Raw genomic sequence first — 14,789 nt, 5'->3', positions numbered from 1 at the left:
CTAATCCACCTTCACCTCTTTCGCCCAGTCCCGGTTTTCTCGGTACCAGGCGCAGGTTTCGGCCAACCCTTCCTCAAAAGACGTCTGCGGTTCCCAGCCAAGCAGCCGGCGGGCTTTGGTGATGTCGGCCCAGGTAGCGGGCACGTCGGCCGGGTGGCGGGGTTTAAATTCGAGACGGGCTTTTTGCCCTATTAATTTTTCGATGAGCTGAACTGCATCCATTAAGACTATCGGCCGGTCGGAGCCGAGATTAATGATTTCGTAACCGAGGGGTTTGAGTGCGGCGATGGTGCCTTGCGCAATGTCGTCCACGTAAGTAAAATCGCGGGACTGCCGCCCGTCCCCGTAGATGATTAGGGGTTTTCCTTCGCTAATCCACTGGATGAAACGAAAGAGGCTCATGTCCGGCCTTCCCGCTGGGCCGTAGACGGTGAAGTAGCGGAGCACCGTTACGTCGAGGCCGTAAAGATAGTGGTAGGTGTAGCAGAGCGCCTCCGCTGCCTTTTTGGAAGCGGCGTACGGAGAGAGGGGCCGGTTGGTGTCGGCATCCTCCCGGTAGGGCATGGGGTTTTCTTTCCCGTAAAGGCTCGACGTGGAAGCGAGGACAAACTTTTTTACCCCGAATTCGCGGCAGAGTTCTAAGAGGTTGAGGGTGCCGGTGACGTTCGTTTCGACGTAGACCCAAGGGTTGGCGACCGACTGGCGCACCCCGGCCCGGGCAGCAAGATTGATGACGGCAGCGAAAGGAGCGGTTGCTTTGCCGGCGGCGTGGGCAGTGAAGATTCCGCGCAACTGCTCCAGGTTGCTAATATCGGTGTGGTAAAAGGTGAACCCCGGTGTGCTTTTCAGCCGGTTGAGCCGCCATTTCTTCAGGCGGACATCATAGGCGTCGTTCAGGTTGTCAATGCCAGCCACGCGGTAGCCGTCTTGGAGCAGCATCTCCGTCACCCGCGCCGCGATAAAGCCGGCGCAGCCGGTGACTAAAACGGTTTTGGTTTCTTGGTGTCGATTTGCGCTCATTTTCTAACCTCTTTGCGGTTGGTGTCAAGGCGCGTCGCGTATTCTTTTTATTACCGGGTATTACCGGGGAACACCTCCCCAGTTTCAGCAAGATTCGCCGGGCGGGTGGATTTTTCCTGCCGGGGAGGGGAGGGATTCTCGTTCTTTTCTGATTTGCGGGAAGTATAGCGTACCTTGCGGCGGCGGGCAAGAAGTTGCCCGGGCTTTACCGGATGAAATGCTTAAAAGTGGCCGGAGCGCCCAAGCGCTGGACTGCCAGGTCATCTGGTCGGAGGATCTGAGCCACGGTCAGGCTTACGACGGGGTGCGGGTGGTGAATCCTTTTGAGGCGGCGGGCCGGGAGCGGTAGCCTTTTGCGGCGGGTGCGGGAACTTCTACTGTTGCAGGAAACTGTCCCTGATGGCGCGGGCGAAGAGGCGCAGGTCCGCGATATTCTTTTGCAGGATGGCGTACAGGATTTCGGGTTCGATGCGGGCGTAGTCGTGGACGATAACGTTGCGGAACTGCGCCATCTTTTTAAAGTCGGCCAATTTGGCGGACGGCAGGTAACCCGCTTCGGTCAGGACGGCCAAAACGTCTTTGTAGTCCGCGGGCTCGCGGAGGTTCAGGTCCGCGATTATGTGGTTGCCGATATCGAGGCAGGCTTCGACGGCGAGGTGCAGGGTGCGCTCGATGTAGCGGCGCAGAAGTTTGTTTTCCTTCAGGTCGGTCAGAGATATGGTCTTCTGCTCCTCAAGGTCGGTAATGTATTCGCTTAGGAGACGCAGTTTTTCCGCTAGCAGTTCTTTGTCCACCATTCCGCTAACCCAGCCTTTTGAGGGCTCTTTCTCTGCGGTACCGGAGGTAGGGAAGCATATCGAGATAGAGCCGGCGTGAGGCCACTTCGCAGGCTTTGCGCCGCTGCGGGTCCCTGTCTACAAGTAATTTGCCGTATTTGCGGATCTGGTGCTGGAGGAAAGGCGGTGCCGCCTCCAGGTCAACTACTTCGACTGGCCGCTTCAGGAGTTCTTCAATGGCTACGGCAATCTCCAGCCGGCGCTCGAACCGGGCGGTTTTGGCAGCCGTGCCGGGAGAGAAAAGCACCGCGATGTCGATATCGCTGGCCGGACGCAGACGATTTTGCGCTGCCGAGCCGAAGACGTAGGCGGCGGCGATGTCCGGCTGCGTCAGGAGGTACTCTTTGATTGCTGCGAAAATCTTTTCCGCTTCCATTAAAGGGATCAACTCCACATTCGCGGGTCTTCCGGGCGGCTTTATTGTATCACTTTGCCGGGGGATAGGCAACGGCGGCGGTAGAGATTCAGCAGCGAAACAGGACCTCATTTTGGGACGCGATGGTCATCTGGAGTGCCCAGGTGCCAGAGCTCGGCGCGGTCATTTGGTCGGAGGATTTGAGCCACATTCTTGTCTTAGATAAGCTCTTGTACCAGGGCAGGCTGTCAACAGTATTCTGGATAAGAGATGGGAAGGCTAAGCTTTCCGCTATAGGGCGGCTAACCTTCGAAGATGCTGGCCAGCGTAACGGTGAAACCTTCAAGGACGCGAGAGGCGATCTCTCCTTTTCCTTCCGCCTCCTGGTCGAGGACAAACCTACCCTCCTTGAGCGTAAAAAGCTGCGCCGATTTCTCCCCGGGGTCCACGATCCAGTATTCCTTAACGCCACACCGCTCGTAAACCTTGAATTTTTTCCGGAGGTCGTAGTAGGCGGTGGCGGGGGAGAGGATTTCCACCACCAGGTCGGGGGCGCCGTTGATCCGCTCCGGCTCGATGATCCTCAGCCGTTCCTGGGCGATAAAGATGATGTCTGGCTGGTAGGTTTCGGTTTCGCTGAGGTAGACGTCTACGGGGGCGAATAAAACCTTTCCCCGCTGGTTATGCATGACGAAATTGCCGAGTTGAAGCCCTATGTTAAACGCGATAATTTGGTGGTAGGTGGACGGCGCAGGCGTCAAGACGAGTTCACCCCCGATAAGTTGGTAAGGTGCTCCTTCAGGGAGCTGGCGGTAGTCCGCGTAGGTGTAAGTTTTTCCGCCAGTAGCAGTGGTTTCCTGGAGCGGCAAGTTCACGGGGTGTCACCTTCCTGGCTTTTTCTTGTTCCCATTGTATCATTTTGCCGGGGGGGCGGGCAACACGCCGGGCTACCCGTTCTTGTTAAGGGCGAGCGCTTCCTGCCACCAGGCGAGGAGGTCGCTGAGCGTCTGGCGGAAGGGGATCGCGGGCGCCCAGCCGGCGTAGAGCACCCGGGCCCGCGGCGCGGCTTCGCGCACGGCCTCGAAGAGGTTCAGGGTGCCGGAGAAGTTGACCCGATAGTAATGCTCCCGGTCCATTTGTTTGGAGTCGTGGTAGATGCGGAACTTTTTCCAGAGGTTGGTTATCGCGACGGCGGTCACTTTTCCTCCTAAGATTCCAACAGCTTTCTGAATTCAGCGGGAGATATTTCTGCATCACGTAAAATTTTCCGGAGGAGCCCCGGCCCTATTTCTGCGTGGTCAGGTACGGTTACGGGTTTCCGCTCAGGTATCTGCCTGTTTATTAGGCGCATATGACTCCCGCGTTGCCGTACCACTTCGTAGCCTACCATTGTAAGGACCCGGACTACCTCCTGTCCCGAAACAACCGGCAGCTTGGGGCTCAAGGGTTAATCACCACATTCCCCACGAAAACCTTTTCTAAGCGTGGCAGTTCGTCCGCCGGTATCTCGTCGAGACAAAGAAGAATGGCTTCCTTAATGTTCGCTAAAGCTTCTTCGATGGTATGACCCTGGGTGTAGCAGCCCGTGAGCACGGGGCACGTTGCCACAAACATTCCGGTTTCGTCTTGCTCTACAATTACCGGAAAAGCGTATCCCATAGCTATCACCTGCCTGAGGATATTTTATCATATTCCTGGGCCGGCAGAATTTCTTGGTTTAAGCCCGGATAGGGTTATATCTCCTCGGCGACGGCGCGCTGCAGGCGGTCAAAGGCGGCTATGCTGACGGTAAAAAGCGCGAGCAGCGCCGGGAGCAGGACGCAGAGCCCCAGGCAGTAATTTATCAGGTTGGCGAAGACCACCGAAAGCGGCAAGACCGCGCGGGGGAAGTAGATTTTTTTCACCAGGCCCGCGTTATGGATGAAGCTACCCTTGAAGCGGAATGGTGTAATGGGCGCTTACCGGTGTGGGAATGCCGGTGATCGTTAGCAGAACGTATGCCCACCCGTAATCGACCACTTTGCCGGTGAGGATGGCGTCACTGAGCACCGGATCCCCCACTGCGGAAAGAGTGGGCTTGACGTTGCCCGGTTAGAGGATCGACGGTTACTCCTTACACGAAGCCATAACAACCACTCCTCGGTCATAGTTAAGGGCGGAGCGGAGGGTTCCGCGTGTCCCGCCGGTTTATCTTATGTTTCGGCCACTTGCAATGTTACTTTTTGGTAAAAATTTTTCAGAAGGGCTACTTTTCTGATTATTTAGAAACAAAAAACTGCTTTATAGTGGGGTCACAAGCAGGAACGTTGATTATCCTGTCGAAATACCTGCTAAAGGGTATGTTTGCCACTAAGGGCTTAAATTGGTAAGCCGTTACTACAAAAAGTGGTAAATAGCGGTCTTGGCGGTAAAGGAAAACCGGGGGAAGATAAATGAGGATGGGTAACGCGGCAAGAAATGATGGGACGGAGGCTTTGGTGGCGACTTTGGGCGTGGAGCCGCAGGTTGTCACCATCACTTTGGATGCGCTTCTCAAACAGGGGCGGGGAGTCAGGGAAGTAACCGTGGTTTATACCGAAGCGCCAGGCGTTGCCCAAGCGCTGGCCGCGATTGCCGGTGAATTCAGCGGTGGAACTTACCCGGGCATCACGCTGCGGCAGACTCCTGTGGTCTCACCTAAGGGACCAGTGGCTGACTTCCGCACGGAGGAGGACCTGCGGGGTCTGCTCTGCACCCTATACGGTGTTGTCCGCCGGGCCCGGCAGCGGGGCAGCATTGTGCACCTCTGCATCTCCGGCGGCCGCAAGGTAATGGGCATCATGGGGATGGTGGTTGCGCAGCTCCTCTTCGGTCCCGAGGACCATGTCTGGCACCTGTTGACCGAAGGCTGGCACCCCGGCGTGGAGCGGCGGCTGCACCTGCCGCCGGAGGAAAAGGTATGGCTGGTGCCCGTGCCGGTGCTGCGCTGGGGCGAGGCCGGCACCCTGATGCGGACGGTGGCTGAACTGGACGACCCGGCGGAGGTGGTGGCCTGGTACGAGCGGTTGAACCGGAACGCCCGAACAAAGCGGCAGGAAGAGTTCATCCGCCGCTGGCTGAGCCGAGCCGAGCGCGAAGTGGTTCAGTTGGCGTGCCGGGGTCTTGACAACGGCGCCATCGCCAGAGCTCTCTCCAAGAGCGAGCAGACCGTGGCCAACCAGCTGAGGAGCGTCTACGAGAAACTCAGGGAATGGCTCGGTCACCCGCCGCACAACGTAGACCGCAACGTGCTGATCGCCGAGTTTGCGCCCTATTTTTCGCTGACGGAGGCCGAGAGATAACGTGCGGATTATCAACTTCTCCCACCCGCTGACGGCAGAGAACCTTGGGCAGATCGAGGCCCTGACCGGCGTTAAAGTGGAGGAGGTGAAAGACGTCCCGTCACAGATTGACCCCCACCAGCCCCTGGCGCCCCAGATCGAGGCGCTCTTAGACGGGCTCGGCCTGACGGCGAGTGAGTGGCAGACGGCGCCGCTGATCATTAACCTGCCCGCGCTGAACTACAGCGCCGCTTGTCTTTTGGCCCAGCTGCACGGCCGCACGGGCCACTTCCCGCCGGTACTCCGCCTTCGCCCCGTGCCCGGCAGCCTGGTACCCCGCTTCGAAGTGGCCGAGATCCTCAACCTGCAGGCCATCCGCGAGCGCGCCCGGGGGAAACGGTAGGAGCGGCGGGGAAAGGCGGACTGATGTTGCGGATAACGCTGAGCAAGGAGGGATGGATTTAGAGTGAAAATAGTAGAAGCCACTTACCAGGTGATAACGCCTCTTTTTCTGGGCGGCGCAAATGTTGAGGAGAAAAATCCCGAGCTTCGCCCGCCGGCATTGAAGGGTTTGCTACGGTTCTGGTTCCGCGCTGTAGCACTACCACAGTTTAATACCTGGCCGGCAGTGTGGGAGGCAGAGCGTAGTTTGTTTGGCAGCACTGCAGGGCAAGCGTCCTTTTCCCTGTCGGTAAATAACCAAAGCAAATTCACCGTTGTTCCTGTTGGAGAGCAATGGCACAAACATGGCGCGGCCTACCTAGGTTACGGGGTGGTTGACAAAGGTAAGACGGTACGACCCTACCTAAAGCCAGACGGCAGCTTCACAGTCCGATTGGTCTTAAAGAAAGGCGTGTCGGAACAGGATATTGCACTTCTCATTCAGGCGTTGAAAGCCCTTGGGCTCTTCGGCGGCGCAGGCGCGCGCTCACGCAAGGGGTTTGGCTCGCTTTCCTTGAAATCGCTACGGTTAAACGGGCGGGAGACATGGTGCCCACCGACCGACGCGGCAAGTCTATGCCAGGTGATAAGGGAATTTTTCCGTGAAATTGGTATTGATAGAGCCCGCGAGGAAATACCAGCATATACAGCTTTTAGCCCGAAAGCAAGAATATGTATCACCCAAACCGGGCGGGATGCGTTCCAACTCCTGGACGAAATTGGGAAAGAACTTCTGCGCTACCGTAGCTACGGACGTAGTAAGGGAGATAAGCATGTGCTTCCTTGGGGTGAAGATGCCGAGCAAAACTTTGCGGGTGACCACGATATTATCCAGGAGTATCTCAACGGCCGACGAATAACGCGTCATCCCAGACGTGCAGTCTTCGGGCTGCCTCATAACTACTTTTTTCAGAGTATTAAACAGAAGGCTGCGGTAGAGGCGAAAAACTACACGCGGCGGGCGAGCCCGCTCTTCATCCATATCCATGCTTTAGACCGTAACGGCTATGCTGCTGTGATGACCTTACTGCCAGCAGCGTTTCTGCCTGAAGGAGAACAGATTGCGATTAATTGCCCAGATCGACGTGCAAGATTGCAACCTGTGTATGTTGACCAAGATATTGACTACGAGGTTATTAATTGTTTCTTTGAAAGACCTGCGTTCAATGCGAAGAGGGTGGTGTGGCCATGAAGGAAGAGATGCTTTTGCATTTCTCCATAGGTCCTGTGCAGGGCTTCGTTGCTCAAGCCCGGAAAACGCGCGACTTTTGGGCGGGGTCCTTTCTGCTTTCCTACCTTGCCGGTTGCGCGATGTTAAAGGTACTTGAAGCCGGGGGCAAGATCATATTGCCGTATGTGGCCGATGAGGTAAACCGGATCACCGATCCTTTATTAGCCGCTATTCAAAAATCCCGCGGTGGTGAACGAGTAGTTGACGGTCCGTTTGTCGCTACCCTGCCTGTCGCTACCCTACCCAACCGTTTCCAGGCTATGGTCCCCGACGGGTTCGACCCCGCTGACTGTGTTAAAGCCGTGAATGAAGCGTGGCAAAACCTCGCCGGGGTGGTGTGGGAGCGCTGCGTTGCACCTATCGCTGCCCAGGGCCGGGGTACCAGGGAAATCTGGGAGCGTCAAGTTAACAACTTCTGGGAGGTAAGCTGGGCCATCGGCAAAGATAGCGCCTTACTCGACCGGCGCAAGAACTGGCGCAGTTACGTGCCTCCGGCGGAACCGGGCGATAAGTGCAGCCTAATGGGTAACCTACAGGAGCTTTCAGGTTTCATCCGCGCGCAGGAGCGAGAAAAACAGGACGCCTTCTGGGCGGCGCTGCGCGAAAAAGTTGGCGGACACGAGTTAGACGAGAAAGAACGCCTCTCTGCTATCGCGCTGGTTAAACGTCTCTTTCCCCTTATGGCTGAGCAGGCTATTGGATGGAGACTACCTGAATGCCAGCGCTACCCTTCGACCCCGTATCTCGCTGCTGTGCCGTGGCTTAAAAAAGTGATCGAGTCCCGTCCCGAGGAAGCGCGCCAGTATGCCGCTATGGCTGCCCGCCTTCCCCAGGCTAAATACCGGGAGAATCCGGACCGCTTCTCTGGGCTACGAGAAGCCCTGGAGCAATGCCCGCAAGCGCGAGAGTTTGCTTCTCTCGACGGGAATTGCTTCTTTGCTGCTGCGCTTACTAACCCGCGCCTCTGGCGGGACGAAACGAAAAAAGAAGACGCTACCGAGAACCTGCGCCGGGAACTGGCTAAAAAATTAAAGGACTTGGGCAGCCCGGCCTCACCTTTCTACGCCCTGCTGTTGATGGACGGCGACCGGCTGGGCGCGCTTTTACAGGCGTATGAACCTGGTAAGGTGAGCAAGGCCCTGAGTACCTTTAGTCATCAGGTGCCGAAAATTGTCCGGGAACACAACGGCGTGACCGTCTACGCCGGCGGCGACGATGTTCTGGCCCTGCTTCCTTTAGATGGGGCAATTAAAGCGGCCATTGCCCTCCGCGCCGCTTATGGCGCAAGTTTCCAAGGTACGGAAGTAGGCTCGGAGCAGGCTACGATTTCCGGCGCCATTGTCTACGCCCACTTTACCACGCCACTGACCGCAGTAATTAGAGAAGCCCACCGCCTGCTGGATAAGGTAGCGAAAGCCGATACCGGACGGGACAGCCTCGCTGTTACCGTATGGAAAGGTGCCGGCCAGGTGCTGACCTGGGCGGCACCCTGGCAGGTGATCGTGGACGGCGAAAGCAATATTATCGATCAATTGGCGAACACCTTCTCCGCTGCTGATACCAGAGAGCGGGAGTATAACAACACGTTCTTCTATAACCTGCGAACGCGATTTAAACTGCTAGCTGATAAGGAAGGCAACATTTACTCCGAATGGTCAAACAACGATATGGCTGACCTTATGGCTGCCGAATACCGTAAAAACCGCGAGCGTGAAGTCGATTGGGCAACGGCACGGCAAAGGATGGAGCGACTACTCCGGATCTGCCGCCGTTCCTGGCGGGATGAAGAAGGTAAAATTCATGAGGCGCAAGGCGTTCTGACTCTCGACGGGGCGCTGTTGGTAAAGTTTCTGGTCCAGAAAGGGGTGATACGGTGAACTGGCAACAATGGACCTTCTCCATCCTGGATACCTGTTTTTTTCGCGAAGCCTTACCCTTCAATGCTGGCGAAGGTGGGTACACAGCCACTAAGGGTATTTTCCCGCCAGCAATGACTACCCTGCAGGGTGCCGTCCGGACCGCGCTGGCCCTGGAACGGGGCTGGCGCCCGGGTGAGGTTGCGTTGTGGCCGAAGGAACTAGGTGGTCCGGATGATCTGGGCGAACTGGAGTTACGCGGCCCTTACCTCCTCTTTGAAGATCAGCCCTATTTCCCTATGCCCCTCATTTTATTGGAGAAATCCGGCCACTTTACAAGGCTGACGCCTGGGGAGCCAGTTACGTGCGACTTAGGCTGTGTCCGTCTCCCGGTACCAGAGCGGCGCCTTGAGGGCGCGAAACTGCCGGAAGGATACTACTTATCCCGGGATGGCCTGTGCGCTGTTTTGGATGGCGTAATTCCATCTACGGAAGACATTAAAAAGGCGGAGGAGCTTTGGGCCGAAGAGGTTCGGGTTGGGATAGAACGTCAAGACAGTACCCGCACCGCCTTAGAAGGGCATCTTTATAACTGCGTCCACGTTCGACCTGCTGCGAACGTGAAGCTGGTGGTATTCGTATCCGGTATCCCGTCGGACTGGCAGGTGGCTGGCCGGCGGGTGGTCCCTCTTGGTGGGGAGGGCCGTCTGGCCGCCATAGAGATCACACCGGCAGAACCGGCCGGAATCCTCCCGTCGGTGCCATTGATTTGCGGGGAGGACGGCAAGCTACGTTTTACTGTAACCTTGGTTACGCCGGGCTGGTACGGTAAACCGCAGGATGTGCAGCGGGTGATTCGCGAGGGTCCACCAGGCATTCCAGGCCGCTGTGTCTCAGCCTGTATCGGCAAAGTGCAACAGGTTGGCGGTTGGGACCTTGCAAACCAACAACCAAGGCCTCTTATGCCGGTTCTGCCGCCTGGAAGCACCTGGTTTTATGAGGCGGGCGCTACAGATGCCGGCCAGGTAGCCAGACTCCACGGACAATGTCTTGGTTTCCGGGCAGCCTATGGTTTTGGGCAAATCGCTATTGGTAGATGGGAGGAGAAGAAAAATGAATAACGCGATTCTTGGTCTGTTAGCTGAAACTAGTCTTCATCCAGGCATCGGCCAGGTAGTCGGGGCCGTAGATCTTCCAGTAGCGCGGGAGAAGCCAACCGATTACCCTGTCATTGTCGGTTCAAGCCTGAAGGGCGCTTTGCGCGACTGGGCGGAACAAGTTTTGGGGGTTGAAAATGAGAGGGTCAAAAAAATTTTTGGTGAGCAGGACAGTGCTGGCGCTGTGGCGGTAACTGACGCGCGGCTGCTGCTCTTGCCGGTACGTTCGCTTAGCGGTCACTATAAGTGGGTGACGTGCCCTTATCTTCTGGAGCGCTACCAGCGCGATCGGAAGTTAGCGGGGATGACGGCGGACATTTCGGTCCCTCGGCCGGAAAAAGGGGAGGCTATGGTAAGCCAAAAGCAGGGACAGCTCTTTTTAGAAGAACTTTCTTTCAATGTTGTTGTTACCAATCTTATGCCCCTGGTTGAGATTATAAGCCCCTTGATCCGGCACGCGTCCGTGCGTGAGCGGCTGGCTGACGGGGTGGTGGTTGTCAATGATGACGAGTTTGTCTATTTCGCGCGTCATGGCTTAGCAATTAACGCGCGCAACGTCTTAGATGATAAAACCAAAACCAGCGAGAATCTCTGGTACGAAGAAACAATCCCAGCAGACACTCTCTTTTACGCCTTATTGTTTGCTCGTTTCGGACAGGAGGACGCTTTGAGTGACCTTGCTGGAATATTCAAAGCCCGGCCCTATTTACAGGTTGGGGGGAACGAAACGGTAGGCCAAGGTTGGTGCGCCGTTTCCTGGCTATCCTTTGGAGGGGAGGCGCAGTGATGCAGACCCTTGAACAGAAAAGAGCCAAACATGCTTTAGATAAAGTACGTAACATCAAGGACAATTACCGAGGCGAGCAACAGGAGAACTTTGTTTCCTACGTTGAAAGGTTACCAGCAACTATTCTCACCAACGGCCTCGGCCAAGCAATGGCGATGCTCCTGGCACAAGCAAAGAACAAGGAAGAAAGCGCGCACTATCTTCTTTACAATGCTTTAAAGGATTGGCTTTGCCGGAATGATCCTGAGGCGCCATATAAAGGAGAGTCCGACCTTATGGCGGCGATTGTCAGTCACGACCGCGCAGCTTACCTCCGTGCTCAGGTCGAGGCGCTGGCCTATTTGGAGTGGTTTAAGAAGTTCGTTGTGGCCTTCCTGAAGGAAAAGAAGGGGAAGGATTGACACGGAGAGGAGGTGCTAAAATTGCGTGTACCGCTATACGCCGGTGTCCGTCCTTTACCCGTTCGACGGCCGGAATTTAACGCCGGATTATGGTACGATAAGTTTTTCTGCTATTGGAAGGATAATGAATGGTCAGTTGAGGAAGGTAAAGAAAACAGGGAAAAGAGCGGAAAAATCAAGTGGATTGAAGTGGCTGCTATCTCGCCGGTGGGAGACCAAGCGATGTTGAATCAGGCCATACACCGTACCGCAACTCTGGTCCTTGCCTTGGGTGGCGAAATCCGCTGCCTTACGACCGACTGGCGCTTTGTTACCGGACTGGGCCGTGAGCATCCGGTCGAGAACGGTTTCGCTTGGCACCACACGTTAGGGGTGCCTTTCCTCCCGGGATCGTCGGTGAAGGGTATCGTGCGTGCTTGGGCAGAAACATGGATTGACCCACCAGTTTCGGATGACGTGCGGCGGATCTTTGGCCCAGATGGAGAGGTACGGGATAAGCACGTCGGCAGTGTCATCTTTTTCGATGCCCTGCCGGTTAAACCGGTTAGGTTAGAAGCCGACGTTATGACGCCCCACTACGCACTCTATTACCAGCAGGATAGACCCGAAAATCCACCTGGAGACTGGTATGATCCCGTTCCGATTCCCTTCCTCACCGTCGCGCCAAGCCAAGTCTTCCTTTTTGCCCTGGCGCCCCGCCGACTGGACGACGAACAAGGTCGTGCTGACTGCCAGCGGGCGATGGAGTGGCTAACCGAAGCGCTGGCTGCCGTCGGTGCGGGGGCGAAGACGGCTGTCGGTTACGGCCGGTTTGTGCGCCAGGAAAAAGAGGAAAGCGAAATCCGTCGTGGCCTTACCGCGTACGATGTCACCTTCACGCCGGCGGCGGACAAATTGTCCGGTGTACCGTCCGGAAAACATGTGCCACCTGCGGCAATGAGTCCGCTTCGGGCAGAGATGGAGGAAGACGGTTATAACCGCGACCCTGATCGGTTTATGAGTGCTTTGACTACCAAGTGGCTTAAGAAATTACAAGACGATCAGACAATACCGGACGAGAAAAGAGAAATCGCCGTTTTGCTAAAGGAGTGGTACCTGATGTACCGGGGTGAGCAATGGCGAAGGCCCAATAAGAAAAATAAAGCGAAGATTGCGGAGATCAAAAAAGTCCTTGGTGAATGAAGTATCCGGTAGAGGGTAGCCGTCGCACGGTTATGCGGCTGGGATCAACTACGGTCGCTGCTCCTTACCGTTCCGCTGTGCCTGGTGTGTAAAGGGGAGAGGCAATATGTCACGACTTTTTATTTCTACTGTCGGCACCAGCCTGCTTACTGGTGTAGCTCGTGATAGTGGGCCAGAAATCAGCCATCTTCTTTGCGCTACTGCCAATTTGCGAGAAAATGAACTGGATCACGAGCAGAAAGAGGCGATCAAGGGTTTGGCGTCCAAGGCTGAAACGATCCTCCTGGGGGCGTCGGTAAGCGAAGCTTGCCGCCGTAGCGCTGAACTTAACGGCATTCTTATGTACTACGGTCCGGGATTACGGGATAGGGCGAATAGCCAGGATAGCCATTTTCTTATTAGCACCGACACGTTTCAGGGCCAAATTACATCCGGGATCGTGAAGCAATATCTACTGAACTTAGGATGGCGAGACGTCCGAGTTTTTGGCCCGCCGGGACTAAGTACCAAGGACTCACGAAGCTTTACTTCCGGGGTTAAAACAATTGTTAAATGGTGCAAGGAGGAAGTTTCCGAATATAGGAAACGCGGTTACCATATCGTTTTTAACCTTGTAGGAGGTTTTAAAAGCCTGCAAGGTGTCATGAACACTTTAGGTATGTTTTACGCCGATGAGATTATCTATATCTTCGAAGCCGAGACCGCCGATCTTATCCGTATCCCGCGTCTCCCGATAAGGATGGATGTCCAACCCGTGTTGCAAGAGAAGACAAAAATTTTCCTTCTGTTGGAGAATGGCTACATTGCCCAAAGAGACGATGTGCAGGACATACCGGAGATTTATTTGGACTGCGATGAAGCAGGGTCTTGCACGCTTAGCGAATGGGGGCTGCTTGTCTGGGAGGAAAACAAGCGAAGCATTCTGGAAGCAGCGCCGTTGCTGGATTTCGAGGGACTCATTTACGAGAAAAGCTTCGTTAAAGACTTCGAACGACTGGAGAAAACGCGAAGAGCAGATGTCCTCGCTACTCTGGCTCAGGTAGCCCTGATTTTTAAAGAAAACGGGCTAGCTGGCCTGCGTGAGCACTCGGGACTTCAGTACAAGAATTACCAAGGGTTTGGCGATAAGGAGATCGGGCATTTCCGTTTGAACCAGGATTGGCGGGTGTCCTGCCGGGCTGAGGGTGCGGCTCTACGTCTTCGTCACGTCGGCCCGCATGACTACGTTAACGACAATCCATAAACACATTTGATTCAGGGAGGACTCCGATGCAGCTCACCATCTTCTTTACCGCCCCGGGGCCGGTGGCTGTTCCCGTTCAGTACGGCCACCTGCTGCAGGGGCTGATCTACCGGCAGATGGAAAACCCGGTGCTCAGGAGCTACCTGCATGACCAGGGGTTCGCCTTAGAGAAGCGCCGGTTCAAGCTCTTCACCTTCTCGCGACTTTTGGGCCGGGCGGCGCGTTACGATCAGGCAGCCGGGCGGCTAGTGCTCACGCCGCCGCTGCGTCTGGTCATCTGCTCTCCCATCCCTTTCATCCTCCAGGAACTCGGGACCGGTTTTTTGCGCCAGGGGCGGGTCCGGCTTGGAGAGGCTTCCCTGGAGGTGAAGGAGATGGCGACAGCGGCGCCCCGGGTGCGGCAAAGCACTTTGCGGGTGCGGATGCTCTCGCCGTTGGTCACCTACAGCACCCTGGATGGCGTCAGCGGGCGTGCTTACACCTATTACTACTCGCCCTTCGAGCCGCGTTTCGGAGAACTCATCGGCGCCAACCTGGCGAAAAAGCACCTTTTGGTCTACGGCCGCCCCGCTGACACGGCGGGCTTCACCATCCGGCCGGTGCGGGTGGAAGACCGGGACCAGAAGGTGACCTACTATAAAAAAACCGTCATCAAGGGCTGGATGGGCGATTACGAACTTTCCGGCGACCCGGCGCTTTTGCAGATAGCTCTGGACGCCGGTCTGGGCGCGAAAAACTCGCAGGGTTACGGCTGCTGCACGCCGCTTGAAGAGGCAAAACCGGCTGCAGCAACTGGCTCGGAGTAGTGACCTTACGCTGCGTTTTCGGCTTGGCCGCTTCACCCGGCTAATTTTCGTCACCAGCCGCCCTGCCGCCGAAATCCCGCGCCCCTTTCGCGAGCGGGCGCGGGAGTACGGGGTCAGGCACATCATCGCTCGCGAAGACATTTTGAAGTTGCCGGAATTATTGGGTGGCTAAGGA

At 56.1% G+C, this 14,789-nt stretch carries 21 protein-coding genes; 12 read left to right on the top strand and 9 right to left on the bottom strand.

The genetic code is table 11. From position 1 onward, the window contains the following. Positions 1-1,020, bottom strand: coding sequence for a GDP-mannose 4,6-dehydratase (locus EDD75_RS06270; protein WP_123929656.1), 1,020 nt, complete (start codon positions 1,018-1,020; stop codon positions 1-3). A 217-nt stretch (positions 1,021-1,237) separates the two neighbouring features. Between EDD75_RS06270 and EDD75_RS11440 the strand changes: the two genes are divergently transcribed. Next, positions 1,238-1,369 carry a hypothetical protein gene (locus tag EDD75_RS11440; protein ID WP_281277471.1) on the top strand — a complete coding sequence of 44 codons (132 nt, stop codon included), beginning with the start codon at positions 1,238-1,240 and terminating at the stop codon, positions 1,367-1,369. 25 nt (positions 1,370-1,394) lie between these two features. On the opposite strand, the gene hepT is transcribed toward EDD75_RS11440, so the two are convergent. The 8 genes from hepT to EDD75_RS11435 all read right to left on the bottom strand — a co-directional run bounded on the left by hepT (position 1,395) and on the right by EDD75_RS11435 (position 4,260). Beyond that, positions 1,395-1,817, bottom strand: coding sequence for a type VII toxin-antitoxin system HepT family RNase toxin (hepT, locus tag EDD75_RS06265; RefSeq protein WP_123929653.1), 423 nt, complete (start codon positions 1,815-1,817; stop codon positions 1,395-1,397). Positions 1,818-1,821: 4 nt separating this feature from the next. Further along, on the bottom strand, positions 1,822-2,232 hold the full coding sequence (mntA, locus tag EDD75_RS06260; protein ID WP_123929650.1) for a type VII toxin-antitoxin system MntA family adenylyltransferase antitoxin: 411 nt from the start codon (positions 2,230-2,232) through the stop codon (positions 1,822-1,824). A 281-nt stretch (positions 2,233-2,513) separates the two neighbouring features. Further along, complete coding sequence (locus EDD75_RS06255; RefSeq protein WP_123929647.1) at positions 2,514-3,086, bottom strand: Uma2 family endonuclease; 573 nt, start codon at positions 3,084-3,086, stop codon at positions 2,514-2,516. Positions 3,087-3,158: 72 nt separating this feature from the next. Then, positions 3,159-3,410: a hypothetical protein gene (locus EDD75_RS06250; RefSeq protein WP_123929644.1), complete on the bottom strand. Its 252-nt coding sequence runs from the start codon at positions 3,408-3,410 to the stop codon at positions 3,159-3,161. Positions 3,411-3,418: 8 nt separating this feature from the next. Then, entirely contained in the window at positions 3,419-3,655 is a 237-nt protein-coding gene (locus tag EDD75_RS11505) for a type II toxin-antitoxin system HicA family toxin (protein ID WP_123929641.1), read from the bottom strand. Beyond that, entirely contained in the window at positions 3,652-3,870 is a 219-nt protein-coding gene (locus EDD75_RS06240) for a type II toxin-antitoxin system HicB family antitoxin (RefSeq protein WP_123929639.1), read from the bottom strand. The genes EDD75_RS11505 and EDD75_RS06240 overlap by 4 nt, the downstream gene beginning before the upstream one ends. A gap of 74 nt (positions 3,871-3,944) precedes the next feature. Beyond that, positions 3,945-4,115 carry a hypothetical protein gene (locus EDD75_RS11295; protein ID WP_211328116.1) on the bottom strand — a complete coding sequence of 57 codons (171 nt, stop codon included), beginning with the start codon at positions 4,113-4,115 and terminating at the stop codon, positions 3,945-3,947. 22 nt (positions 4,116-4,137) lie between these two features. Next, positions 4,138-4,260, bottom strand: a complete 123-nt coding sequence (locus EDD75_RS11435) for a hypothetical protein (protein ID WP_281277470.1) — start codon at positions 4,258-4,260, stop codon at positions 4,138-4,140. A gap of 383 nt (positions 4,261-4,643) precedes the next feature. On the opposite strand from EDD75_RS11435, the gene EDD75_RS06230 reads away from it, so the two are divergent. From EDD75_RS06230 to EDD75_RS06180, 11 genes are all read left to right on the top strand, one after another. Then, positions 4,644-5,531 carry a CRISPR-associated ring nuclease gene (locus EDD75_RS06230; protein ID WP_245963088.1) on the top strand — a complete coding sequence of 296 codons (888 nt, stop codon included), beginning with the start codon at positions 4,644-4,646 and terminating at the stop codon, positions 5,529-5,531. Position 5,532: 1 nt separating this feature from the next. Beyond that, positions 5,533-5,913: a CRISPR-associated protein Csx15 gene (gene csx15 / locus EDD75_RS06225; RefSeq protein WP_123929636.1), complete on the top strand. Its 381-nt coding sequence runs from the start codon at positions 5,533-5,535 to the stop codon at positions 5,911-5,913. A 63-nt stretch (positions 5,914-5,976) separates the two neighbouring features. After that, complete coding sequence (cmr1, locus tag EDD75_RS06220) at positions 5,977-7,143, top strand: type III-B CRISPR module RAMP protein Cmr1 (RefSeq protein ID WP_123929633.1); 1,167 nt, start codon at positions 5,977-5,979, stop codon at positions 7,141-7,143. Then, the gene (gene cas10 / locus EDD75_RS06215; RefSeq protein WP_123929630.1) at positions 7,140-9,059 is read left to right on the top strand and encodes a type III-B CRISPR-associated protein Cas10/Cmr2; all 1,920 of its coding nucleotides are present in this window, start codon (positions 7,140-7,142) and stop codon (positions 9,057-9,059) included. The genes cmr1 and cas10 overlap by 4 nt, the downstream gene beginning before the upstream one ends. Then, entirely contained in the window at positions 9,056-10,159 is a 1,104-nt protein-coding gene (locus tag EDD75_RS06210) for a type III-B CRISPR module-associated Cmr3 family protein (RefSeq protein ID WP_123929627.1), read from the top strand. Before cas10 ends, EDD75_RS06210 begins: the two co-directional genes overlap by 4 nt. Next, complete coding sequence (cmr4, locus tag EDD75_RS06205) at positions 10,152-10,982, top strand: type III-B CRISPR module RAMP protein Cmr4 (protein ID WP_123929624.1); 831 nt, start codon at positions 10,152-10,154, stop codon at positions 10,980-10,982. The genes EDD75_RS06210 and cmr4 overlap by 8 nt, the downstream gene beginning before the upstream one ends. Next, positions 10,982-11,383, top strand: coding sequence for a type III-B CRISPR module-associated protein Cmr5 (gene cmr5 / locus EDD75_RS06200; protein ID WP_123929622.1), 402 nt, complete (start codon positions 10,982-10,984; stop codon positions 11,381-11,383). Before cmr4 ends, cmr5 begins: the two co-directional genes overlap by 1 nt. A gap of 222 nt (positions 11,384-11,605) precedes the next feature. Beyond that, a complete protein-coding gene (gene cmr6, locus EDD75_RS06195) occupies positions 11,606-12,565 on the top strand; it encodes a type III-B CRISPR module RAMP protein Cmr6 (RefSeq protein ID WP_148087042.1) in 960 nt (319 codons plus the stop codon). 106 nt (positions 12,566-12,671) lie between these two features. Then, the gene (locus EDD75_RS06190) at positions 12,672-13,808 is read left to right on the top strand and encodes a putative CRISPR-associated protein (protein WP_123929617.1); all 1,137 of its coding nucleotides are present in this window, start codon (positions 12,672-12,674) and stop codon (positions 13,806-13,808) included. Positions 13,809-13,834: 26 nt separating this feature from the next. Continuing rightward, entirely contained in the window at positions 13,835-14,614 is a 780-nt protein-coding gene (cas6, locus tag EDD75_RS06185) for a CRISPR-associated endoribonuclease Cas6 (protein ID WP_123929614.1), read from the top strand. After that, the gene (locus EDD75_RS06180) at positions 14,574-14,786 is read left to right on the top strand and encodes a hypothetical protein (RefSeq protein ID WP_123929611.1); all 213 of its coding nucleotides are present in this window, start codon (positions 14,574-14,576) and stop codon (positions 14,784-14,786) included. Before cas6 ends, EDD75_RS06180 begins: the two co-directional genes overlap by 41 nt. The last annotated feature ends 3 nt before the right edge of the window (positions 14,787-14,789 follow it).

This window comes from Thermodesulfitimonas autotrophica (assembly GCF_003815015.1).
GTDB lineage: Bacteria > Bacillota > Desulfotomaculia > Desulfotomaculales > Ammonificaceae > Thermodesulfitimonas > Thermodesulfitimonas autotrophica.
The sequence above is the reverse complement of the archived record's forward strand: the minus strand, read 5'-3'. Positions and strand labels throughout refer to the sequence as shown.

Bases quoted from the DNA above. Each gene is read 5' to 3' on its own strand.
- EDD75_RS06270 (WP_123929656.1), bottom strand. From the start codon at position 1,020: ATGAGCGCAAATCGACACCAAGAAACCAAAACCGTTTTAGTCACCGGC.
- EDD75_RS11440 (WP_281277471.1), top strand. From the start codon at position 1,238: ATGCTTAAAAGTGGCCGGAGCGCCCAAGCGCTGGACTGCCAGGTCATC.
- hepT (WP_123929653.1), bottom strand. From the start codon at position 1,817: ATGGTGGACAAAGAACTGCTAGCGGAAAAACTGCGTCTCCTAAGCGAA.
- mntA (WP_123929650.1), bottom strand. From the start codon at position 2,232: ATGGAAGCGGAAAAGATTTTCGCAGCAATCAAAGAGTACCTCCTGACG.
- EDD75_RS06240 (WP_123929639.1), bottom strand. From the start codon at position 3,870: ATGGGATACGCTTTTCCGGTAATTGTAGAGCAAGACGAAACCGGAATG.
- EDD75_RS06230 (WP_245963088.1), top strand. From the start codon at position 4,644: ATGAGGATGGGTAACGCGGCAAGAAATGATGGGACGGAGGCTTTGGTG.
- cas10 (WP_123929630.1), top strand. From the start codon at position 7,140: ATGAAGGAAGAGATGCTTTTGCATTTCTCCATAGGTCCTGTGCAGGGC.
- cmr4 (WP_123929624.1), top strand. From the start codon at position 10,152: ATGAATAACGCGATTCTTGGTCTGTTAGCTGAAACTAGTCTTCATCCA.
- cmr5 (WP_123929622.1), top strand. From the start codon at position 10,982: ATGCAGACCCTTGAACAGAAAAGAGCCAAACATGCTTTAGATAAAGTA.
- cmr6 (WP_148087042.1), top strand. From the start codon at position 11,606: ATGTTGAATCAGGCCATACACCGTACCGCAACTCTGGTCCTTGCCTTG.
- EDD75_RS06190 (WP_123929617.1), top strand. From the start codon at position 12,672: ATGTCACGACTTTTTATTTCTACTGTCGGCACCAGCCTGCTTACTGGT.
- cas6 (WP_123929614.1), top strand. From the start codon at position 13,835: ATGCAGCTCACCATCTTCTTTACCGCCCCGGGGCCGGTGGCTGTTCCC.